Below are 21,547 nucleotides of genomic sequence, written 5' to 3'. Positions count from 1 at the left end.
GGTCAGAACGCCTTCTGCAGCTGCACGTACAGCCGCGGGTTGCGCCCGCCGCCGTCGGTCTGCGCGGGCGGTGTGCCGGCGCGCCAGGCGAGCGTGGCGTTGATCGAGAAGTTGCCCGGGCGCGACCAGCTCAGGCCGATGCCGTAGCCGCGCAGGCTGTGGGTGTTCTCGCCGTCGAAGGGCGAGGGATGGCGCGCGATGCGTCCGCGCGCCGCGTCGTAGAACAGGTAGGGCGTGATCTCGTCGGTGGCGGCCCAGCGGTATTCGAAGGTGCCGATCAGGCCCTGGTCCACCAGCAGTTCGCCCGAGGGGTAGGCGCGCACCGCGCGCGCGCCGCCGAGCGCGAGTTTTTCCGAGGCGTCGAGGTTCTTGCTGGCCCACTGCCCGCCGACCGAGAAGTACAGCGAGTGGCGCGGCACGATGGCCTGCAGCCGCGACACCTGGAAGCTCAGCTTGGTGAAGCCGCCTTCGGTGTGGCGCCCGCCGAACTGCTGGTCGGACTGGAAGCTCTGCGCGTCGCGGATCGACAGGTCGCCGTGGTACAGCGTGCCCGAGCTGGCCCAGTAGCCACCGCCCAGCACCTCGTCGCGCCGCTCCCAGGCCCAGCCGATGCCGAAGCCCTGCACGCGTTTCTTGGCCGTGAAGTCGACGCCGCGCAGCTCGTCGGTGAGGTCCTTGACGTCGGCCGTGAGGCGCAGGAACAGGTTCTGCTGGCGCTGGCGGATCAGCGGGTAGTTGAGCGACACGTCGAGCACGTCGGCACGGCCGCGCGCGTCGAGGTCGACGAACTTGCCGCCCAGGTCGTAGCTCACGCGCGAGATGCCGATGCCCGCGCGCAGGCCGCTGGTGCCCAGCGGTGCCTCGTAGGCCACGCGGCCGTACTGCAGCGCGTTGCTGTTGGACAGCAGCAGGCGCGCATCGAGGTTGTCGCCGATGCCGAAGGGGCTGAGCCAGCGCGCCGTGCCGCCCACGCGGTAGCGCCCCGCCTCCTTGGTGCCGTGGTTGTCGGCCTCGGCCGAGAACGCCCAGCGCGCGCCGGCCTCGACCTCGACCGACAGGTCGGTGGTGCCGGCCTGCGCGCCTTCCTGCAGGCTGGACGACACCTTGAGGCCGGGCTGGTCCGACAGCAGCAGCATCGCGCGCTCGTAGGCCGGCGCGTTCACCGCCTCGCCCGGCTGCAGCGCCGCCAGGAAGCCGCGCACGCGCGCCTCGCTGATCGGCGCCTCGGGCGCGACCAGCACGTCGACCTTGCCGAGCCGGCCTTCGATGATGCTGATCTCGACGATGCCGTCACGCACGGTCTGCACCGGCACCACCGCCTGCGCGAGGAAGTAGCCGCGCTCCTTGTAGCGCGTGGTGATGGCCTGCGCGAGGCCCTCGAGGTCGCCGAGCGTGACGTCGCGGCCGATGTAGGGCGCGGTGATGGTCTGCAGCTCTTCGTTGCTCAGCGCCTTCACGCCGTTCAGGCGCAAGTCGGTGAGCTTGAAGCTGCCCGCGGCGGCGCGCTGTGGCGGCGCGGGCAGGGTTTGCGGCGCGACGGCGCCGGTGGCCTGCGCCACGGGGCGGTCGCAACTGCCACACGGGTCCTTGGTGGGCAGCAAGGTGGTGGCTTCCTGCGCATGGGCGCGGGGCATGGCGACCCACAGCGTGGCGCCGACGAGTGCAGTCGCCGCGATGGCGATCGGCGTCGGCCGAGGACGAAGGCGGATCGCAGGGGCCATGGCAGTGCTTCTTTGCAGGAGGGAGCGTGGCGAAGACATGGTCAGCTCCCCACCGTGAGGCGCCAGTTGCCGATGAGGTTGAACGGCGCCCAGAAGAAGGGGTGGGACATCTTGGGGTCCTTCAGCACGGCCAATTGCCCGGCCTGCATCGCCTTCTGGATGTCGCGCCCTTTGGCGAGCTCGCCATAGAGCGTGCCCATGAGCACGGCGGTGGCGTCGTCCGACACGGGCCACAGCGAGGCGATGAGGCTGGAGCTGCCGGCCGAGAGGAACGAGCGCGTGAAGCCCAGCACCTCGTCGCCCTGCGCGATGCGCCCCAGGCCCGACTCGCAGGCCGAGAGCGTGACCAGCGCCGTGCCGTCCATCGGCAGCGCCAGGATCTCGTGCGCCTCGAGAAAGTTCTGCTTGCCGCCTTCGTTGGCCAGCAGGATGCGCGAGTACAGCGGATCGACCTCGTCGGCCTCCGCGTGCGCCGCCACGTGCATCAGCGGCGAGCGCGAGGCCACGTCACGGAACTGCGTCTTGGTGGCGGCCGCGCCCATGTACACCGTGTTGCGCGGGAAGAGCTGCGCGAGCTGCTTCACCTCGGTCTCGGCGCCCGGCAGGTCGTACTTGTCCTCGATGCGCGGATTGCCGAAGGCCGTGAGCGACGCGTTCACGCGCGGCGTGCGCTGCGCCAGCTGCACCGCGATGCTGATCGACGGCGCCACCGACACCGGGTGCGTCTCGATGAGGTAGCGCCCATCCAGGCGCAGCGCCTGGAACGGCAGGTAGTGCAGCGGCCCGTGCGGCACCACCACCACACGCTGGCCCGGTGCCAGACCCAACGGGCCGAGCAGCGCGGCACCGAGCTTGTCGGCGTTCGTGATGGCCGCGCGGCGACCGCGCACGATCGAGTTGCGAAAGGTCTCGACGAGTTCGGTGAGTTCGTCGCGCTTCACCGCGATGCGCTTTTCGACGATGCTGTCCGGCCCGACGACCCAGACCATCAGGCGGTCGGGCAGCGCGTGGTACTGCACCACACGCTCGTCGGCCGCCAGCGTGCGCTGCAGCGCCGCCACGCCGACCGTGCCGGCCGACGACTCGCTGAGCTTGGCGCGGCCGCGCACCGCATCGAGCAGCGCGCGCGAGCGGCTGTGCTCGCTGACCTCGAAGGCGCGCTGCGGATCGCCCGCTTCGCTGTACACCGCCACGCCACGTTCGAACACCGACTGCAGGTCGGAGAACAGGCCCATCTTCACTTCTTCGCTTCGAAAGCGCGCGCGCACCTGGTCGACGTCGGCCAGCGCGCGGCCCGCGGCCTCGGCGGCGGCCTGCTTCTGGCCCAGCGCGAGTTCGCTGCGCGCCACGCCGTCCCAGGCCCAGAGCCGGTAGTAGGCGGTGTCGGTGCCGACCTGGCGCGTGGTGAGCGCGCGGTACTTGTCGCGTGCCTCGGCCGGCTTGTTCTCGGCCAGCAGCAGGCGGGCGCGTGTGCGTTCGAGCTGCGCGGCCAGCGGCGCTTCGCGCGGCTCGGCCATGTCGCCGAGCACCTGGCGTGCGCGTGCCGCGTCACCCGATTCGATGAGCGCGTTGACCAGCGAGGCCTGCACCAGCGGCGCATAGCGCGGCGAGCTGTTGGCCAGTGCCTCGTCGTAGCTGAGCACCGCGCCGGCGAAGTCGCCGCGCCGCGTGCGCACGTCGCCGATCACCTTCTGCACCGGGCCGACCACCAGCTTGGGGTCGCGCGCGGGGTGGCGCAGCGCTTCGCGTGCGAACTCCTCGGCCTTCTCGAGCTGGCCCGAGTAGCTGTAGACGATCGCCAGGTCGCGGTTGGCCACGGCGCGCAGGTTCGGGTCGCTGGTGGCGTTGGCCAGGTGCAGCGCCTTGCTCGCGGCGCGCACGCTCTGGCGGAACTCGCCCGCCTCGGCCAGCGCGACCGCCTGGCTGCAGTACTGATAGCCCGAGAGCTTGACCGCGTCCTGCCCATAGAGCACCGCGCCTTCGCTGGTCAGGGCAAGCAGCGTGTCGGTGTCGGCCAGCCGCGCCTGCGCCATGCGGTCGGCCGCGGCCTCGGCATTCGGGCCGCCCGCCGCAGCGGCGGGAGTTGCAGGTGGTGGCGCGGGACGTTGTGCCAGCGCCGAAGGACCGCCGGGGCCCAGAAGCAGCACACCCACCAGGCCGACCGCACCGGCAAGACCGGCACGGCGACGCGCCGGATGCGCACATCCCCATCTCGAAAACCACGCCATTGAACCCCCTCGACCCATGCACTCGCTGCCGCGAACGCTCGACGCCGCGGGAGTGCGCGCCGTTCAGGCCTCGTGGGAAAGTCTAGGAGCGGGTGTTCACCTCGCCTATTCGCAATACGGTCTAGCGCAAATGGACTAGCGAGCGTGCCTCCCTGGGAGAAAGCTCAAATGCCAAGTCCGTCACCTATTGCGCATCCGCGTCGATTTCGCAAAACGGGGCGATGGTTTGGATGACCATTGTTATCAGTGTGATCGCGAGGCGACTCGCAAACTGCGCGACCTGTTTTCCTCCCAAGGAAGTCGCCGATGCCGCGCACGCTGTCTGTCTCTTCTGCTGCGATCCCTGTTGTTCTTGGTCAGGCTGCACTGGAGCCCGTGCGACTGTCGGGGCATGAGGGCTTGAATGGTCTCTTTGCATACGACCTGTTCCTCAAGACCCCTGACGCCCTGAATCTGGGTGCGAGCGAGGCAGCCGATTTTGATCTCGACAGCTTCATCGGCCGCGAGATCTCCTGCAACATTCAGCTCGACGGCGCGGGTCAATTCATTGCCGGCGCTGTCGGTGCCTCGGTCGATCACGTCGGGGCTGGTGCGCGCCAGATCAACGCCCTTATCACCGACGCGGCCCTGTGGGGCGAAGAAGGCCGCCATGTGCAATACAAGCTCACGCTGCGCCCGTGGCTGCACCTTGCCACCCTGTCCGTCGATTGCAAGATCTACCAGGACAAGACTGTTGTCCAGATCCTGGATGAACTCCTTGCCGACTACGACTTCCCCGTCGACAAACGCCTGATCGAAGCCTACCCGCCACGCGATTTCCAGACCCAGTACAACGAGAGCGACTTCGACTTCTTCAGCCGCCTGTGCCAGGAGTGGGGCATCAGCTACTTCTTCGAGCACAGCGCTGACAAGCACCGCCTTGTGCTCATCGACAACATGGGCGCCTACAAGAAGAACGACAGCGCCGCGTACCAAGAGGTCGAATACCACGCATCGGGCTGGAAGGTCGATGCCGAGTACATCCACAGCTTCGTGCCTCACCACCAGCTCACGAGTGGGCGGTATGCGAGCCGAGACTACGACTACACGCGCCCGAAGGCCGACCTGAGCATCGGGCGCAGCGAGCCGCGTGCGACCGGGCAGGCGGACGGGGAGGTGTATCAATGGCACGAGGGCAGCGCGGGCGGAAGCCACTACGTGCAGCCTCGTGCCGGCCCGGCTGGCACGAACGACCCGCAAGGTGAAGGACGCCAGCTGGCACTCCTGCGCATGCAGGCCCTGCGCACCCATGGATCGAGGGCTCGGGCCAGCGGCAATCTGCGCGGCATGGTGCCCGGCTGCTCCTTTCAATTGGTCAAGCACCCGCGCCAGAAGGCCAATGCCGAGTACCTGATCCTGGAGACCCGCTTCCTGGTCGAAGACGTCGCGCAGGACAGCCAGGTCCCGGATGCCATACCTGGCCGGAAGCAGCACTGGAAGGTGGAGGTTGACTTCACGGCGCACCCGATGGCCGAGCCGCTGCGCCCTGTGCTCACCCAAGCCAAGCCCTTCACGCGTGGCCCGCAGTCCGCGTTGGTGGTCGGTCCCACCGGCCAGAACATCTGGACCGATGAGTTGGGTCGCATCAAGGTGCAGTTTCCGTGGGATCGCATCGGAAACAAGGACCAACACAGCACCTGCTGGATCCGCGTCAGCTCGCCGTGGGCGGGCAATCAACTGGGCGGCATCCAGCTTCCGCGCATCGGTCAGGAGGTCATCGTTGACTTCCTGGGCGGCGATCCCGATTTGCCGATCTGTACCGGGCGGGCTTACAACCAGGCAAACCTGCCGCCGTGGGCCTTGCCCGGTCAGCAGGCCCTCTCAGGATTCAGGAGCCGGGAGTTGACCGAGGAGGGCGGCAACAGCGCAGCCGGGCGCAGCAACCACCTGGCCCTGGACGACACGGCTGGGAAGATCCAGGCGCAGCTCAAGAGCGATCATCAGCATAGCCAACTGAGCCTTGGGTTCATCACCCGCATCGAAGACAACGCCGGACGCAAGGACCCGAGGGGAGAGGGTTTTGAACTGCGCACCGACGGCCACGGCGTCCTGCGGGCACAGGATGGCTTGCTCATCACCACCGAGCCGCGCGGCAACGCCGCTGAACACGCCAAGGACCTTGGGGAGACCCTGGCCCGACTCACTACCGGGCGCGATCAGCACGAGAGCCTGTCCGAATCGGCTCAGCAAGCCCAGGCGCACGTCAAGGGCGATCAGGATGAGGTCACCAAGGCCCTCAAGGCACAGAACGACGCCATCAAAGGCTCGGGCTCGGTGGGCAACGGCAACTTCCCGGAGTTGGCCGAGCCGCATCTGGTGCTTGCCAGCCCGGCTGGCATCCAGACCAGCACGGCGCAATCCACGCACATCGCCAGCTTCGAGCACAACGCGCTCACCAGTGGTGGGCACACCAGCATCGCAGCTGCAAAGAGTTTCCTGGTGAGTGTCAAGGAGGCGATCCGGCTTTATGCCTACGACTCGGTCATCAAGCTGGTGGCGGCCAAGAACAACATCGACGTCGTTGCGTTGGAGAAGAACATCAACGTCCTGGCCAAGCTCGATATCAAGCTGAGCGCCAACACGATCAGCATCATGGCCAAGGAGCAGCTGGAACTGGGCGGCGGAGGCAGCTACAGCGTCTACACCAGTGCAGGCGTCACGCACAAGACGCCCGGTACATGGGTTGAGCACGCGAGCGTGCACTCGTATCAAGGGCCAGCCTCCAAGAAAGCCGAAGGTCAGCTTCCGACTTCAACGTATCAAGGCTGCGACCCCTCCGTCAGATTCGCCGCCGCCAATCAGCGCGGCGCCGTAGCGCTCGACTGAGGCTGCTTTCAATGTCTGATACCTCGACGCAAGACGCCTCCATCCGGTCGGCGCACGAGCTGCTGCAAGACCTTTCGACCAAGAGCGCTGACTCCCAGTGCTTCTTGTTGCTCGACCCGACGCTGCGTCCCGTGGACACCGACGAAACGCCTTGGGAGCGCTATGCGGAAGGTCCGCACCATCCAGTGCCCATCGCGCATCCCAATGTCGATCCGGTGCACTACCCAGTACTCACTGGGCTCGACCCCAATGTCAACGCCGACGCGTTGCTCCTGGCCCACAGCGTACGAGATGCGTACATCGAGCTGCCCCCCCATGTGCTCCAACAAGGCGACGGGCGTCGCATCGGTGGCTGGCTGGCCAGCAATGCATCGCCGGACGACGTGGCCTTGCACCTCGGGAGGATCATGGTTCAGCACCACCCGTCGGGCCGCGACATGTGGCTTCGCCTGCAAGACCCGGCGGTGCTCTGGCACGTGTGGCGATGGCTGCATCTCGCGCAGCGGACAGCGTTGCTTGGCCCTATCGAGTGCTTCTATCTGCTGAACCCGGCGGGAGAGCTTCAGCGTCTGGCCACCAACGAGCAAGCAATCAGCTCAGACCTTGATCTGAGCACCGAACAGTGGGCGGCCATCGATTGCATCGAGTCCTTGAATCTGGCTTTGCGTGAATGGGGCGAAGTGCGTCATCCGAATCAACTTCGCCCCGCTTGCAACACCGCACTCGCGGCCATTCAGCGGGGCAAGAGATTGGGGTTCGACGATGCCGCCGACCTGGCGTCCTACGGTCTCTGTGCGCTCGCCGTGCATCCCCGTTTCGACTTTCATTCGCTGCTGACCACCCGACTCCGCATGCGCAAGCCGGGGGACTACTTCGGCGACGTGGTGGCCGACCTCCAACCAGGGGACTGGCGGCGCATCGCCAGGGAAGCGCCTGCGCCCGAGGCCTCCTGAAGTCGGTTGCCCAAGCAATGCCCGTCGAAAACACAGAGAAAGAGAGAGGTTCCGCGATATGTCCGTTGCCCCTGGTTCATGCAATCAATGCAAGATGACCGGCTTGCCCATCTTGCCAGTGCGCTACACGGTGGTGCCTGAGAAAGTGAATCCCGGTCTGCCTTCATGGGCAAACGGGGATCGCGTCAAGTCGGTCGATGTCGGAACAGATTTCAAGTATGCGATGCGCACCGTACGCACCGGCTTCATCTACCTGTTCTACGAAAAGCACGCACGCGGAAAAAAATACTGGGAGTGCTACAGCGTCTGCCAGGATGGCAGCCTGACGCTGCAACCGTCCACGCTGGCCGCCAAGCCTTATCTGGGCCCCCGGCTGCTGTGCGCAAACCACTCCCATGTCGCCGTAGGCGTGCATTACCTCGTCATCGAGAAGCCCGAAAAATGCGGCCCCACCTGGATCGCCTTCAGTCAGGACAAATGGAGCGAGGAGACCGTCGACGAATACACCCGCAACACCAAGCTGCGCAATGCGCGGATGCAGACGATCCATCCGGCCCAGATGATCGAGGGAGCCAAGCATGGCCATGGGGCCATCGCGGCGGCAGATGCTCTGGAGAAGGTGCTCGAATACGCCCCGGCCATGAACACCCACGTGCTGCCGCATGCGGGAGACTGGAACGTAGCCAAAGGTCTGCATGACATCAGCACCGGCGAGGACGGCGGCTACCAAGCCTACCAGCTGGTGCAGATGAGCACGCGCTACCCGTGGGCCTTCCGCTTCGATGAGAAGACACACGTCAGCTTGGCCGAGACAACGGTCAACCACATGCAGGGCCGCGCCCGAGCCGCGAGCGGCAAGCCCGGCATGCCGCATGTCCTTGCGCTGTGGGATGCCATTGGCATCGCGCACGAGCTCAATGGGTTTCGAAATGACGCGGCGGGGTGGATCAAGAAATATGGGGATGAGCGAGAGCTGCAAATCTCCGCACTCAACACCTATGACGGTCTTCAGAAAGCACTGGAGCAACAGGCGACCGACTTCTCCGAGCAGCGAATTGCACAAGTTCGCAGTTTGCCTCCCACCAGCGCTCGCGAAGACCGTGCCCGCGCCTTGCTCCATGCCAACCCCAACGACGCGTGGGCGCGCAAGGAACTGGCCGAAGCCCTGGCGGAACGCCAGCAACAGGTTGCCACGAGCGACTTGGGAGCCCAGGATTTCAAGAAATCGCATATTGCGGCGGCCTGGCCCAAGTACAGGCCCCGGCTCGACACCCGCGCACTCGACCTCTTCAAAGGCAAGCTCGACGCATTCCAGATCGAGGCCGCTGCAGTGGTCGAGCGGCGCACCCAACCCCTCATCCATTGGCTGGAAGCCAGGCTTTTTCTCGACACGCTGAACGACTATCACGGCCAGAACGTGGAAGACGGTTTCCTGTTCGAGGAGGCCATCGCCGAATCGATCTTCGGCATCGGATCCTGCAAGGTGGGCAAGAAGAAAATCGAGGAATGGGTCAAGGAAGCCAAGTCCAGCATGGAGACGAACCTGTTGTGGCGGGTCGTGGCTTTGAATCAGGACATAGCCCGCACCGATCTCGATGCCACGCTGGCTGAAGCCGAGCGACACAAGTCCCAACAGACTCAGGCAAACGCACTGGTGGTCACAGGCTACATGGCCAAAAGCCTTAAGGCCTTTGCCGATACTTATAAGAAAGCGCAGGGCGTCTTAGACGGGAACACCAAGGCTGCCTCGGAAGCAGGCTCTTTCGCTTTTGGCGCAAGAATCAAATCGCTGAACATGCGCAGCACCGACAAGTTTGCAATCACCGTAGGCGATGCGGTTTTCAGCCACTTTCGCATCGACAAACTTGCCGACTATGCGAGCGAAAAGATCATCCAGCACATCTTCGGCATCCGAGCCTTCGTGAATCCCGCGGACTCGGCCAATCTGATCATGGCGCAGGCCCAGGGAGATGAACTGAAGCGCGCTGAAACTCTGAAACGCTTGCGGATCGGACGCACCTTCATGGCGGCAGATACGCCTGCCATCCGGACCGCGCAGTCCGAGAACATGGAGGCTGCGTGGCAAAAGTTCAAAGCCGACACAAGTACGCCAGGGAAAGCCGCGGCAGTGGCCAGTGCAAACAAGGACGCGAGGCTGGCGCTGGTGGTGGGCCTGATCGAGGGTGTGAACTTCGCAAAGCTCATCGCGGACTGCAAGGCTAAGAACGATGCCAAGAGCTGGTTGAGTTTGCTGGCTTCAGGTATGTCGATCACCAGTGCATTGTTTGATATTGCTACCGTGGCAGCCAAGAACATGGCGGGAATGGGAGCGGCCTCTTGGACCTATCAGGGGTTGAAGCTATGGGGTGGGCTGTTGAGTGGAGGGGCGACGTTCATTGGCGGGGGAATCGATTTGTACGAGGCCTCTAACAACAGGGAAAAGGGGTATTACTTGTTGTCGAATATGTATTTATTCAAGGGAGGCACTGGATTGATTGCAGGCGCCTTGTCCCTATCGGTCACCTTCACCTATTCGGCACCGCTGGTTAAACGCCTGATTACCCGCGCCGGCGGCGGCACAACGGTGAAAGCAGTTGGCACCCGCAGTGCAGCCTTCATCGGACTTCGCATTTTGGGCATGGCCATCGGCTGGAAATTCACCATGGTGCTTTTCGGCATGCAAATCATCATCTGGTGGATCACTCCTGATGCGTTGGAGGAATGGATCGACCATTCGGCTTTCGGGAGAAAGCGAAGTACAGGTGGGTACAGAACAGCAGAGGAGCAAGACAGAAAACTTCGTGAGAGCTTGATTGAGATGGGTCTGCAATGAACGCAGCAATGCAATCACGGCTCGTGAAGCTGACGGGCGTTATCAGCAACTACAAAGTGACTCGTGCTGAGGCCTGCTTCGTCTTTACCGACAGTGACCAAAACGCGATGGGTGTGACCGCCATTGCGGCGGCCGTTGTTGGCTTAAGCGGTCCTGCAATCGCAACTGCGAGCAGTGCGATGAGCACCACAGAAGACGCAGATTACGTCGAATTCGATCTATCCGAGCAACCCGTAAAGGGCTGGGTATGGCGCAGCCCGTTTGAACAAGGCGACGAAGTAGAGGTCATTGCCGAGTGGAAAGGCGATCACTACGAAGCCGCGGGAATTGCGCGCCCATCAGACCGCATCATCGCGCTCTACCCGCACTGCTCTCGAGGGCGTACCAAGCATGTGAAGAATGCCCTCAAGTGGTGGCTCATCTGCTCGACATTTTTTGGAATCTTCATACTGCTACTCGCCTATCCAGTGGTCGGATTTCGCGACTATCTACGCGCACTGAGCGAGGGAATAGGCTATGGCATTGCCATTTCATATTTCGTCATCGGCATTTTGACGTTCGATTTGGCACGCAAATGGATGCCGTTCGCTCGATTGGCCGAAAGAATTTTCACGACGCTCGGCTGGCTCAATCCGAGCAGCATTGACTTGATCAGATCAACGAAAATTCAACGCAAAAGCAATGATTCCGGTGAGTTGGGCACGTTCTTTTTTCACTACTGATCCGCGCGGTTGATGGGCCATCGGGTGCGGTAGCTTCGGGGATTGGGTAGTGCCGGATTTTGTGTCGCTCAACAAAGAGAAGGAAGCTGGTGACTGCCACCGGATGGCCACACTCATCTTGATAGGTGGGGTGTTTCAACCAACGAGCGCGCTACATGGGAACTGGAGTTGATTCCCGACAAAACGACGATCCTGAGCTCCCGCCATTTGCTGGAGACCAGCAACCTGGCCAAGGTCATCTTCAGGCAAGTCAACGCCCATCTGGCTAACGAAGGACAGCTTCGCAAGAAGGGCCCACCGAGGACGCCACGATCATCGCAGTGTCCAGTTCGACCAAGGACGACAGCGGCGCGCAAAAAGCGAAGCGGTAAGTGCAATGGCATGGTTCTGACAGGCCCAGCGACATGACGAAGATGTCGCGGATAGAGCCAAGGTCAGAGGCAGATGCCCAATACAAGGCTCGCGAACACAGGAGGCGAACGCGCACCTCCTGCCATCCAACCAATTTACGATTCGATCAGACGGTCCTAAGCCCCCTGATACCCAACACATCAGGGCCGCGCCGAGAATCCTTACGCCGGCACCACATCGATATTGGCGCGATCCCAATGCCGGTGCTTCGCGATCGCCGCAATGAAGTCGTGCGCGATCTGCGTCGCCGCCGTGGCGTCGCCCAGGTTCGTGACAGGCGTTTCGGCCACCACCACGCCGGCCGGTGCCTCGCCCTCGGGCGTGACGCCGAGCGTCGACAGCAGCTGCACACCCTCGCCCACCGCGCAGATCGCCTTGCAATGTTTGTAGGCCTCGAGCACAAAGTGCACGGCATCGCCCTGCGCCGCGAGCGCGGCGGCGCCCTCGGCGCCTGCAGGCACGAGCACGGCGTCGAACAGCACCGAGGCGGTGTTCGTGAAGGTCATGTCGACGTCGATCTGGCGCTTCGACGCACTGGCCACGGTGCCGAGCTTCGGGCCCACCACCTTGCACAGCACGCCCACCTGTTCGAGCGCGTCGCGGATGGGCTTCAGCGAGGCCGAGTCGACGCCGTCGGCCACGAGGATCGCGACCTTGCGCGTGCGCACCACACCGTCGGCGCTGCCGTCGCTCATGCGCAGCGCGGGCGATTCGTCGATGGGCAGTTCGATGCGGTGTTCGCGAAAGCCCGAGTACCCCGCCGCCGCTTTCGCGTCGGGCTCGCCGATGCCCAGCGGCTCGGCCACGCGGCGCGCGAGCTTTTCATCCACGTGCGCGAGGTTGTCGACCATGCGCTGGCGGATCGCGGGCACTTCGAGCTTCGAGAGTTCGAAGCGGAAGGCCGCGACGATGTGCTCCTTCTCGGCCATGCTCTGGCTGTTGAAGAACAGGCGCGCCTGCGTGAAGTGGTCGTCGAACGACGGGCTGCGGCGCCGCACCTTCGGCGACTCGATCTCTTCGGGGAACGACTGGAAGCCGTGGCTGCCGCCGTCCACGCGGAACTCGGTGCCGCTGCCCAGCGTGTTGGGCTCGTAGGCGACCTGGCCGCGCGCGATGGTCTGGCGGTGCATGCCGTCGCGCTGCATGTTGTGGAACGGGCACACGGCCTTGTTGATCGGCAGCTCGTGGAAGTTGGCGCCGCCCAGGCGCGAGATCTGCGTGTCGGTGTAGCTGAACAGGCGCCCCTGCAGCAGCGGGTCGTTGCTGAAGTCGATGCCGGGCACGACGTGGCCCGGGTGGAAGGCCACCTGCTCGGTCTCGGCGAAGAAGTTGTCGGGGTTGCGGTTGAGCACCAGCTTGCCGATGCGCTGCACGGGCACCATCTCTTCGGGGATCAGCTTGGTCGGGTCGAGCAGGTCGAAGCCCAGCGACTCGGCCTTGTCGGGCGCGATGAGCTGCACGCCGAGTTCCCACTCGGGAAAGTGGCCCTGCTCGATGGCCTCCCAGAGGTCGCGGCGGTGGAAGTCGGGGTCCTTGCCGGCGATCTTCTGTGCCTCGTCCCACACGAGGCCGTGCACGCCGAGCTTGGGCTTCCAGTGGAACTTCACGAAGTGGCTCTCGCCGCGCGCATTGACGAAGCGGAAGGTGTGGACGCCGAAGCCTTCCATCATGCGAAGGCTGCGCGGAATGGCGCGGTCGCTCATGGCCCACATCAGCATGTGGGTGCTCTCGGGCATGAGCGAGACGAAGTCCCAGAAGGTGTCGTGCGCACTCGCGGCCTGCGGCATCTCGTGGTGCGGCTCGGGCTTCACGGCGTGGATGAGGTCGGGGAACTTCATCGCGTCCTGGATGAAGAACACGGGGATGTTGTTGCCCACGAGGTCGTAGTTGCCCTCGCGCGTGTAGAACTTGACGGCGAAGCCGCGCACGTCGCGCACGGTGTCGGCCGAGCCGCGCGAGCCGGCCACGGTGGAAAAGCGCACGAACACGGGCGTCTTCGCATCGGGGTCCTGCAGGAAGTCGGCGCAGGTGTACTGCGACATCGACTGGTAGACCTGGAAGTAGCCGTGCGCCGCCGAGCCGCGCGCATGCACGGCGCGCTCGGGAATGCGCTCGTGGTCGAAGTGCGTGATCTTCTCGCGCAGGATGAAGTCTTCGAGCAGCGTCGGCCCGCGCACGCCCGCCTTGAGCGAGTTGTGGTTGTCGGGAACCTGCAGGCCCTGGTTGGTCGTCAGGTGCGTGGGGTGCTCGGTGGTGAAACCTTCGAGCTGCAGCTGCTTGGCGTTGGCGCCGTCACCGGTCTTGGCGGTGCTGGCGCGGCGGCCTGCGGCGGCCTTGTTCTGGGGGGACATCGGGGTTCTGGGCATCGATGCGGGTCGGCTCAGCCGGCCTCGTTGCTGTTGCCGCTGCCGATGAAGATGTCGAGCACGTTCACCACGGCGATCAGGCCGATGCAGGCGGTCACGGCAGCCACCGCCCAGATCAGGATGTCGTCGCCCCAGGTGCCCATGAGCGAATCGAACAGTGCCGAGATTTCCATGATGTTTTTCCCTCCGAGAGAAGCGGGGCCGCGCGCCGGAAAATCCGCAAAGGGGAAGCTTAGGTGGGGCCCGGTGCGCGGGCCGTAGTGGCCGCCCCTCCCCGTCTGTGGGAGAAGGTGGGCGTCCCCGGTAGGAGGGCGCCGACAGGCGCGAGCCTCAGGCGCCCGGGTCGAGCACGCGCTCGCTGGGCCGCGCGAAGTAGAACCACTCGGCGCCCGGCAGCGCCATCGCGTTCGGGAACACGATGAAGCCGTCGTCGGGCGCGCTGACCAGCGTGCCGTCGTGCCGCATGCCCACGGGTTCGCCGCGCTGCACGGGGTCGAAGGTGGCCCAGTCGCGCACGAAGCTGTCGTCCTCGTGCAGGCGGTCGGTCACGCTCGCCAGGCGCAGCAACTGGGGCGGCTGCGGAGGCGCGGCCGACAGGCCCGGCGGCAGCGCCGCCATGCCCAGCAGCGCGAGCATGCGGCGGATGGCCGCCCACGCCACCTCGGGCGCCTGCGGGTCCTGGTGCTGACCGCATTCGAGCGTGACGCCGTAGCCGCCGCAGCTGCGGATGTACTCGTTGGTGCCGCGGCCGAAGTCGATGGCGGCCTCGTCGACGGCGGCGCCGCGCTGCGCGAGGCCGGCGGCGTAGATGTCGAGCCAGCCCTCGACGACGATGGGCGTGCCGATGTGCAGCGCGAGCCGGCCTTCTTCCTGCGCGCGCGCAAAGGGTTCGAGGCTGCCGCTGTTGTCGCGCGGGCCGATCATGGCGAAGGCCTCGCCCTCGCTCTGGAAGGAATGCAGGTCGAGCAGCACGTCGTGGCGCGCGATGACGGGGGCCAGCCGGTTGGTGATGCGGGCCTCGTAGTCGGCCGGCGTCTCGCTCGGCCGGAACAGGCGGTTGAGGTTGCGCTGGCCCTCGCGCTGCAGGCGCCGCCGTGCGAGCGGGTTGGCCACGGGCACGAGCGTGAGTTCGCCGCGCAGCAGGCGCAAGTCGCCGGCATCGAACTCGGCCAGCACGCGCGCGATGCCCTCGGTGCCGCAGGTCTCGTCGCCGTGCACCCCGCCGATCACGAGCAGGCGCGGGCCCGGGTTCAGCGACGCGAACGCATGCAGGCGCAGGCTGTCGGTGGCGGTCGCGGCGTCGTCGAAAAGCGGGGTGGACATGCGGGCGATTATGCGGAGGCGACTGTGGCCACGCAAAAGGCAAGACCCTGTGGCTTGGCGGGCGCGCAGCGCAAACCTACAGCCGCGCCCTGGCCTGTCCTACCGCCCCGTGGCGGGGCGCCGCGCAAGCTGGCGCCAGACCCGAACTTTGAAGGAGCACACGATGGCCCAGCAGCCGCGCAAGGACAAGAAGGACACCACCCGCGTCGCACAGGACGGCGAATCGGCGCCGCGCCTGCCGCACGAGCGCGACCAGTCGTCGGACAGCCAGGTGATGCAGGACGGCCAGCCGCCCGAGAAGGGCCGGCGTGGCTACGAGGACGTGGAACGCGGCGTGGTCGACACCGACCGCGGGCTCACGCCCGAGCGCACCGCCGACGGCAAGGTCAGGCCTTGACGGTGGCCAGCTGCTGGCGCATGTCGCCGATCACCGCGCCATAGTCCTTGGCGTTGAAGATCGCGCTGCCCGCCACGAAGGTGTCGGCGCCGGCCGAGGCCACGCGGGCGATGTTGTCGGCCTTGATGCCGCCGTCCACCTCGAGGCGGATGTCGCGCCCGCTCTGCTCGATGCGCTTGCGCGCCTGCTCGATCTTGCGCAGCGCCGAGTCGATGAAGCTCTGGCCGCCGAAGCCGGGGTTCACGCTCATGATGAGGATCAGGTCGATGTCGTCGATGGCCCAGTCCAGCGCCTCGAGGCCGGCGCCGGGGTTGAACACCAGGCCGGGCTTGCAGCCCGCGGCCTTGATGGCCTGGATGCTGCGGTGCACATGGGTCGATGCGTCGGGGTGGAAGCTGATGTAGTCAGCGCCCGCTTGCGCAAAAGACGCGGCCAGCGCGTCGACCGGCTGGATCATCAGGTGCACGTCGATGGGCACGGGCGTGCCGTCGGCGGTCTTGGCGTAGGGCTTGAGGGCCTGGCAGATCATGGGGCCGAAGGTCAGGTTCGGCACGTAATGGTTGTCCATCACGTCGAAGTGGATCCAGTCGGCGCCGGCCGCGATCACGTCGGTCAGTTCCTGGCCGAGGTGCGCGAAGTCGGCGGAAAGAATGGAGGGCGCAATGCGGAACGGGGTGCTGCTCATAACCCTGGATTCTCGCAGCCGACGGAAGTCCGAGGAAAGGCCTCCGTTACCATGCGCCCCATGTCACACAGCCCCTTCAGCGTACAGGTCGAACCGCGTTACCTGGCCGACCAGTCCTCGCCCAAGGACAACGTCTACACCTTCTCCTACACGATCACCGTCACCAATGTGGGCACGGTGGGCGCGCAATTGATCGCGCGCCACTGGCTCATCAACGACGCCTCGGGCCATGCGCAGGAGGTCAAGGGCCTCGGCGTGATCGGCCAGCAGCCGCTGCTGGCGCCCGGCGAATCGTTCCGCTACACCAGCGGCTGCCGCCTGCAGGCGGCCAGCGGCACGATGCACGGCAGCTTCTTCGTGGTGACCGAAGAAGGCGAGCGTTTCGACGTGCCCGTTCCCATGTTCGTGCTCGAAGCCGACATTGGCGGCGCCCCGGTCTCCCGGGTGCTGCACTAGGTACTCCCCCAGGCTTCGCGCACTTCGTGTCGCTTCTCCTTCCCCCTCGCCGGGGGCAACACCAGCGGCCCGGCTGAGCCGGTTCCGCGGTGTTCCCCGCACTGATCCGTTACGAATTCATCATGGCTGCTGCATCTCGCGACTTGCAGGGGCTGCTTGCCGGCCTCGACCCCACGGCCGATGTGGCGCAGCGCCACATCTGGCTCATCAACCTCTTCGACTGGCTGCGCGGCGACCGTGCCTCGCCGCAGGCCGCCATCGGCCGCGTGCAGTTGCTGCTCGACGCCGTCGAGGCACGCCCCGAGCTGTGCGACCGGCTGCGCGCCTGGTGGCGCGCGTTCACGCAGTCGGTCGACCTCACGGCGCTGCTGGCCGACTACGGTTTTGCGCCGCGCACCGCCTTCCTGAGCGAGTTCGGCGAACGCATGCGCCGCAAGATACTGCCGGGCACGCCCGAGACCACCGACGCCTCGGACCTGTTCCGGCTGGTGCTGCCCGGCGTGTTCGACGCCGGCTGGATCGCGCTGCTCGACGACACCCAGCTCGCGCGCATCGGCGCGCTGCTGGCCGACGCCGCGCCCATGCCCGACGGCTCGGCGCGCTGGCGCCACACGGTGATGGACGCCGTCACCTACTGCTGCAGCCAGGTGGTGGCCACGGGCTTTTCGCCCGAGCTGCGGCTGCGCATCAGCCCCGAAGCGGGCGAGGCGCGCCCTTTCCACGCCCTCATGGCCGACCTGGACGCGCTGCGCGAGCAGATGTTCGCCCTGCCGCGCGACGAAGAATCCCTGCAGGCCGCCTTCGTGGCCTTCCGCGACCGGCTCGATGCCTGCCGCTCCAGCGCCTCGTCGGTCTACACGCACCTGGAAGACAACGGCATCTCGGTCGGCCTGGTGTTCCGGCTGCGCCAGCTGCGCGAGCGCGTGCTGCGCATCCGCGAGCTGCTCGACTGCCTGATGTCGCCCGTGCCGGGGCCGAGCATGGCGCGGCTGGTCGGCAAGCTGGTGCTGGCGGGCGGCGAGCGCAACAGCATCCGCGCGCTGATCGCCTCCAACTCGTCGATGCTCGCGGCCAAGGTGACCGAGCGCAGCGCCGAGACGGGCGAGCACTACATCACCCGCGACCGCCGCAGCTACCTGCAGATGGTGAAGAAGGCCGCCGGCGGCGGCGCCTTCACGGCGCTGACGGTGCTGGCCAAGTTCGGCATCTACGCGCTGGCCCTGTCGGCCTTCTGGAGCGGGCTGGCCGCGGGCCTCATGTATGCGGCCAGCTTCGTGGCGATCCAGCTGCTGCACCTCACGCTGGCCACCAAGCAGCCGGCCATGACCGCGCCCGCCATGGCGGCGCGGCTGCGCGACATCAAGTCGGACGACGCCGTGGACCAGTTCGTCGACGAGGTGGCCAACCTCGTGCGCTCGCAGGTGGCGGCCGTGCTGGGCAACGTGCTCCTGGTGGTGCCGGCGGTGGGCCTGCTGGTGCTGGGCTGGCAGGCCGCGCTGGGCCGGCCGCTGCTGGACGCGGCGCATGCGGCCTCCACGCTGCATTCGCTGTCGCTGCTCGGACCGACCGTGCTTTTCGCGGCAATCACCGGCATCCTGCTGTTTTCGTCCAGCATCATCGCCGGATGGACAGAAAACGCCTTTGTCCTGCATCGCCTGGACTCCGCCATGCGTTACAACCCTCGCATCGGCGCCTTTCTCGGTGCCGCCCGGGCCCGTCGCTGGGCCGCCTTCATGCGCACACACATCTCAGGCTTCGCCTCCAACATCTCGCTGGGACTCATGCTCGGACTGCTGCCCGCGTTCGCGGGCTTCTTCGGGCTCGGGCTGGATGTGCGCCATGTCACGCTGTCGGCCGGCCAGATCGCGGCCGCGGCGGCATCCATCGGGCTGCCGGCACTGCACCAGCCGGCCCTGTGGTGGGCGGTTGCGGCGATCCCGGTGATCGGCGCGCTCAATGTGAGCGTGAGTTTCTACTTCGCTTTCCGGCTGGCGCTGCGCGCGCACAGCGTGAGCCTCGGTGACCGCGCCCGCATCCGCAGCGCGATCTGGGCCCGCTGGCGCAGCCGGCCGGTGAGCTTCTTCCTGCCTACATGAACCTGACCGCACTCCTCGCCGAACTCCAGGGCTTCTGGGCCGAATGGGCGCGCCCCTCGGCCGGCCTGCCCACCGTGCTCTGGGCCCTGCTGGTGGCCGCCGCCGCGGCCTCCGGCCACCTGGTGCAGCGCTACCTGGGAATGCCGAAGGTCATCGGCTATTCGGTGGTGGGCGCGGTGGTGGGCTTTGCCGGCTTCGAGGGCGCGATCTGGCCGCTGCGCGGCATCAGCCTGTTCCTGCTGGAGCTGGGCGCGGCCGTGGTGCTGTTTGAAGCGGGCGGGCGGCTGCCGCTGCGCTGGTTCCGCCACAACCCGATGGTGCTGGTGCAGAGCCTGCTGGAGGCGGGGCTGACCTACTTCGGCGTGTACTGGATTCTGATTCTTCTGGGCCTGCCCGAGCCGGTGGCCAACCCCATCGCGCTGATGGCGATCGTCGCCTCGCCCGCCGTGCTCAGCCGCGTGATCATGGACACCCGCGCTGCCGGCCCGGTGACCGAACGCGCCATGACGCTGGCCACGCTCAACACCTTCTACGCCCTCACGCTGGGCTACGCGCAGGCCGGCCTGATCGAGCGCGCGCCGCAGTCGCTGATGCTCAAGCTCTACCCGGTGGCGGTGGTGCTGGGCATGTCGTTCGTGGTCGGCGCCATCATGGCGCTGGCGCTGCGCTCGGCGCTGCGCGTGATGAGCCCGAACAGCGAGAACACCTCGATCCTGCTGCTGGCGATCATCGCGGCGGGCGCGGCGCTCACGGCCCACATCGGCGGCTCGGCGCCGCTGGCGGCGCTGATCGGCGGCGTGCTGCTCAAGACGCTCAACCCCAAGCCCTGGGCCTGGCAGCGCCAGCTCGGCACCGCCTCGTCGCTGCTGACCATGCTGATGTTCGTGCTGGTGTCGATGGTGGCGGCGCAGGCCGACTGGACGCTGCCCGTGGCCAGCGTGGTGCTGGCCGTGATCGGCGTGCGCCTGGTCACCAAGATCTCGGGCGTGGCCATTGCCAACCCGGGCAGCGGCGCCAGCTGGAAGCAGGCCTTCTGGGTCGGCTGCGCGATGACGCCGCTGTCGTCCATCGCCCTGCTGATCGCCTCCAATTTCGCCTCGGCCTCGCCGCTTCTGGGCACCATGATCACGCAGGTCGCCCTGCCCTCGATTTTGCTGATGGAAGTGATGGGCGCCGTGCTCGCCACCGTGGCGATCCACGCCGTGGGCGAGAGTTCGGTCCCCTGGACGCCACAGGCCTTCAGCACCACGGAAGACACGCAGCGATGAGCAGCAACAGCAACCCCACCTCCGTCCTCCCGATCGACCCGGACAGCGACGACGTCCGCTCTGCGCCGCTGCCCGCCGATCCGGCCAGCCGCGCCGTCAAGCTCGAGCCCTTCAACAAGTCGGAGGCGCTGTCGCTGGGCGTGGAGCTCGAGCTGCAGCTCGTGAACACGCACGACTACGACCTCGCGCCGTATGCCGAAGACATGCTGCGCCTGATGGCGCAGACGCCGCTGCCCGGCAGCGTGGTGCCCGAGATGACCTCGAGCATGATCGAGATCTCGACCGACATCTGCCACTCGGCGCAGGACGTGATCACGCAGCTGTCGCCGATCCGCGAGGCGCTGATCAAGAACGCCGACAAGCTCAACATCGCCGTGGTCGGCGGCGGCACGCATGCGTTCCAGCAATGGCACGAACGGCGCATCTACGACAAGCCGCGCTTTCGCGAGCTGTCGGAGCTGTACGGCTACCTGAGCAAGCAGTTCACCATCTTCGGCCAGCACGTGCACATCGGCTGCCCCGACGCCGACTCGGCGCTGCTCATGCTGCACCGCATGTCGCGCTACATCCCGCACTTCATCGCGCTGTCGGCCTCGTCGCCCTTCGTGCAGGGGCAGGACACGCAGTTCGACTCGGCGCGCCTGAATTCCGTGTTCGCGTTCCCGCTCTCGGGCCGCGCGCCCTTCACCACGAGCTGGAAGGAATTCGAGGCCTACTTCGAGCGCATGACCCGCACCGGCGTCGTGCGCAGCATGAAAGACTTTTATTGGGACATCCGTCCCAAGCCCGAGTTCGGCACCATCGAGATCCGCGTGTTCGACACGCCGCTCACCATCGAGCGCGCCGCCGCGCTCGCGGGCTACGTGCAGTCGCTGGCCGCGTGGTTCCTGCAGGAGCAGCCCTTCGAGCCGAGCGAGGACGATTACCTCGTCTACACCTACAACCGTTTCCAGGCCTGCCGCTTCGGCCTGGACGCGGTGTACGTCGACCCGGCCAGCGGCCAGCACATGCCGCTGCGCGATCACATCCTGATGACCATGACCCAGCTCGAATGGCACAGCGAGGCGCTCAACGCCACGCAGGCGCTGGGCGAGCTGCGCACCAGCGTCGAGGCCAACCGCAACGACGCACGCTGGCTGCGCGAGAAGCAGGGCAAGGAGCGGCTGCTGGCGGAAGTGGTGCGCCAGGCTTCGCTGCGCTTTCGCGGCGCGGCCTGACGTTGT

The 21,547-nt window shown here is 66.2% G+C and carries 15 protein-coding genes; 9 read left to right on the top strand and 6 right to left on the bottom strand.

Features of this window, described 5'->3' with window-relative positions; all coding sequences use genetic code 11:
* Window positions 1–2: 2 nt before the first annotated feature.
* Together AC07SQ_RS15695 and AC07SQ_RS15690 are read right to left on the bottom strand one after the other, a co-directional pair.
* The gene (locus AC07SQ_RS15695; RefSeq protein ID WP_307697125.1) at window positions 3–1,721 is read right to left on the bottom strand and encodes a ShlB/FhaC/HecB family hemolysin secretion/activation protein; all 1,719 of its coding nucleotides are present in this window, start codon (window positions 1,719–1,721) and stop codon (window positions 3–5) included.
* Window positions 1,722–1,762: 41 nt separating this feature from the next.
* Window positions 1,763–3,874 (bottom strand): CHAT domain-containing protein, encoded by a 2,112-nt coding sequence (locus AC07SQ_RS15690; RefSeq protein WP_235926900.1) that lies wholly within the window; start codon window positions 3,872–3,874, stop codon window positions 1,763–1,765.
* Window positions 3,875–4,255: 381 nt separating this feature from the next.
* Between AC07SQ_RS15690 and AC07SQ_RS15685 the strand changes: the two genes are divergently transcribed.
* From AC07SQ_RS15685 to AC07SQ_RS15670, 4 genes are read left to right on the top strand one after another with little or no spacing between them, the layout of a single operon-like run.
* Window positions 4,256–6,814 carry a type VI secretion system Vgr family protein gene (locus AC07SQ_RS15685; RefSeq protein ID WP_495273146.1) on the top strand — a complete coding sequence of 853 codons (2,559 nt, stop codon included), beginning with the start codon at window positions 4,256–4,258 and terminating at the stop codon, window positions 6,812–6,814.
* Window positions 6,815–6,825: 11 nt separating this feature from the next.
* The gene (locus AC07SQ_RS15680) at window positions 6,826–7,767 is read left to right on the top strand and encodes a DUF4123 domain-containing protein (RefSeq protein ID WP_495273145.1); all 942 of its coding nucleotides are present in this window, start codon (window positions 6,826–6,828) and stop codon (window positions 7,765–7,767) included.
* A gap of 58 nt (window positions 7,768–7,825) precedes the next feature.
* Complete coding sequence (locus AC07SQ_RS15675) at window positions 7,826–10,600, top strand: T6SS effector BTH_I2691 family protein (RefSeq protein WP_495273144.1); 2,775 nt, start codon at window positions 7,826–7,828, stop codon at window positions 10,598–10,600.
* Entirely contained in the window at window positions 10,597–11,322 is a 726-nt protein-coding gene (locus AC07SQ_RS15670; RefSeq protein WP_495273143.1) for a putative type VI secretion system effector, read from the top strand. The genes AC07SQ_RS15675 and AC07SQ_RS15670 overlap by 4 nt, the downstream gene beginning before the upstream one ends.
* Before the next feature lie 572 nt (window positions 11,323–11,894).
* Here the strand turns inward: AC07SQ_RS15670 and AC07SQ_RS15665 are convergent.
* The 3 genes from AC07SQ_RS15665 to AC07SQ_RS15655 all read right to left on the bottom strand — a co-directional run bounded on the left by AC07SQ_RS15665 (window position 11,895) and on the right by AC07SQ_RS15655 (window position 15,422).
* On the bottom strand, window positions 11,895–14,084 hold the full coding sequence (locus tag AC07SQ_RS15665) for a catalase (protein WP_495273142.1): 2,190 nt from the start codon (window positions 14,082–14,084) through the stop codon (window positions 11,895–11,897).
* Between the two features lie 29 nt (window positions 14,085–14,113).
* Window positions 14,114–14,272, bottom strand: a complete 159-nt coding sequence (locus AC07SQ_RS15660; RefSeq protein ID WP_167394958.1) for a hypothetical protein — start codon at window positions 14,270–14,272, stop codon at window positions 14,114–14,116.
* 157 nt (window positions 14,273–14,429) lie between these two features.
* Window positions 14,430–15,422 (bottom strand): succinylglutamate desuccinylase/aspartoacylase family protein, encoded by a 993-nt coding sequence (locus AC07SQ_RS15655; protein WP_495273141.1) that lies wholly within the window; start codon window positions 15,420–15,422, stop codon window positions 14,430–14,432.
* A 163-nt stretch (window positions 15,423–15,585) separates the two neighbouring features.
* Here AC07SQ_RS15655 and AC07SQ_RS15650 point away from each other — a divergent pair, with 163 nt between their 5' ends.
* Window positions 15,586–15,819 (top strand): hypothetical protein, encoded by a 234-nt coding sequence (locus AC07SQ_RS15650; RefSeq protein WP_159273654.1) that lies wholly within the window; start codon window positions 15,586–15,588, stop codon window positions 15,817–15,819.
* Here the strand turns inward: AC07SQ_RS15650 and rpe are convergent.
* Window positions 15,809–16,504 carry a ribulose-phosphate 3-epimerase gene (rpe, locus tag AC07SQ_RS15645; protein ID WP_062480999.1) on the bottom strand — a complete coding sequence of 232 codons (696 nt, stop codon included), beginning with the start codon at window positions 16,502–16,504 and terminating at the stop codon, window positions 15,809–15,811. The genes AC07SQ_RS15650 and rpe overlap by 11 nt on opposite strands.
* A 60-nt stretch (window positions 16,505–16,564) precedes the next feature.
* On the opposite strand from rpe, the gene apaG reads away from it, so the two are divergent.
* The 4 genes from apaG to AC07SQ_RS15625 all read left to right on the top strand — a co-directional run bounded on the left by apaG (window position 16,565) and on the right by AC07SQ_RS15625 (window position 21,541).
* Window positions 16,565–16,960, top strand: a complete 396-nt coding sequence (apaG, locus tag AC07SQ_RS15640; protein WP_062481013.1) for a Co2+/Mg2+ efflux facilitator ApaG/CorD — start codon at window positions 16,565–16,567, stop codon at window positions 16,958–16,960.
* Window positions 16,961–17,082: 122 nt separating this feature from the next.
* On the top strand, window positions 17,083–19,056 hold the full coding sequence (gene tlpB, locus AC07SQ_RS15635) for a transporter-like protein TlpB (protein WP_062481011.1): 1,974 nt from the start codon (window positions 17,083–17,085) through the stop codon (window positions 19,054–19,056).
* Window positions 19,053–20,324 carry a cation:proton antiporter gene (locus AC07SQ_RS15630; protein ID WP_062480997.1) on the top strand — a complete coding sequence of 424 codons (1,272 nt, stop codon included), beginning with the start codon at window positions 19,053–19,055 and terminating at the stop codon, window positions 20,322–20,324. Before tlpB ends, AC07SQ_RS15630 begins: the two co-directional genes overlap by 4 nt.
* Window positions 20,321–21,541, top strand: a complete 1,221-nt coding sequence (locus AC07SQ_RS15625; protein WP_062480995.1) for a YbdK family carboxylate-amine ligase — start codon at window positions 20,321–20,323, stop codon at window positions 21,539–21,541. The genes AC07SQ_RS15630 and AC07SQ_RS15625 overlap by 4 nt, the downstream gene beginning before the upstream one ends.
* Window positions 21,542–21,547 lie beyond the last annotated feature (6 nt).

It is taken from the genome of Variovorax sp. GW821-FHT06D12 (assembly GCF_059419205.1).
This window is presented reverse-complemented; position numbering and strand designations above follow the sequence as displayed.

Excerpts from the sequence above, each read along its gene's own strand:
- AC07SQ_RS15695 (WP_307697125.1), bottom strand. The coding sequence starts at position 1,721 with ATGGCCCCTGCGATCCGCCTTCGTCCTCGGCCGACGCCGATCGCCATC.
- AC07SQ_RS15685 (WP_495273146.1), top strand. The coding sequence starts at position 4,256 with ATGCCGCGCACGCTGTCTGTCTCTTCTGCTGCGATCCCTGTTGTTCTT.
- AC07SQ_RS15680 (WP_495273145.1), top strand. The coding sequence starts at position 6,826 with ATGTCTGATACCTCGACGCAAGACGCCTCCATCCGGTCGGCGCACGAG.
- AC07SQ_RS15675 (WP_495273144.1), top strand. The coding sequence starts at position 7,826 with ATGTCCGTTGCCCCTGGTTCATGCAATCAATGCAAGATGACCGGCTTG.
- AC07SQ_RS15670 (WP_495273143.1), top strand. The coding sequence starts at position 10,597 with ATGAACGCAGCAATGCAATCACGGCTCGTGAAGCTGACGGGCGTTATC.
- AC07SQ_RS15665 (WP_495273142.1), bottom strand. The coding sequence starts at position 14,084 with ATGTCCCCCCAGAACAAGGCCGCCGCAGGCCGCCGCGCCAGCACCGCC.
- AC07SQ_RS15660 (WP_167394958.1), bottom strand. The coding sequence starts at position 14,272 with ATGGAAATCTCGGCACTGTTCGATTCGCTCATGGGCACCTGGGGCGAC.
- AC07SQ_RS15655 (WP_495273141.1), bottom strand. The coding sequence starts at position 15,422 with ATGTCCACCCCGCTTTTCGACGACGCCGCGACCGCCACCGACAGCCTG.
- AC07SQ_RS15650 (WP_159273654.1), top strand. The coding sequence starts at position 15,586 with ATGGCCCAGCAGCCGCGCAAGGACAAGAAGGACACCACCCGCGTCGCA.
- rpe (WP_062480999.1), bottom strand. The coding sequence starts at position 16,504 with ATGAGCAGCACCCCGTTCCGCATTGCGCCCTCCATTCTTTCCGCCGAC.
- apaG (WP_062481013.1), top strand. The coding sequence starts at position 16,565 with ATGTCACACAGCCCCTTCAGCGTACAGGTCGAACCGCGTTACCTGGCC.
- tlpB (WP_062481011.1), top strand. The coding sequence starts at position 17,083 with ATGGCTGCTGCATCTCGCGACTTGCAGGGGCTGCTTGCCGGCCTCGAC.
- AC07SQ_RS15630 (WP_062480997.1), top strand. The coding sequence starts at position 19,053 with ATGAACCTGACCGCACTCCTCGCCGAACTCCAGGGCTTCTGGGCCGAA.
- AC07SQ_RS15625 (WP_062480995.1), top strand. The coding sequence starts at position 20,321 with ATGAGCAGCAACAGCAACCCCACCTCCGTCCTCCCGATCGACCCGGAC.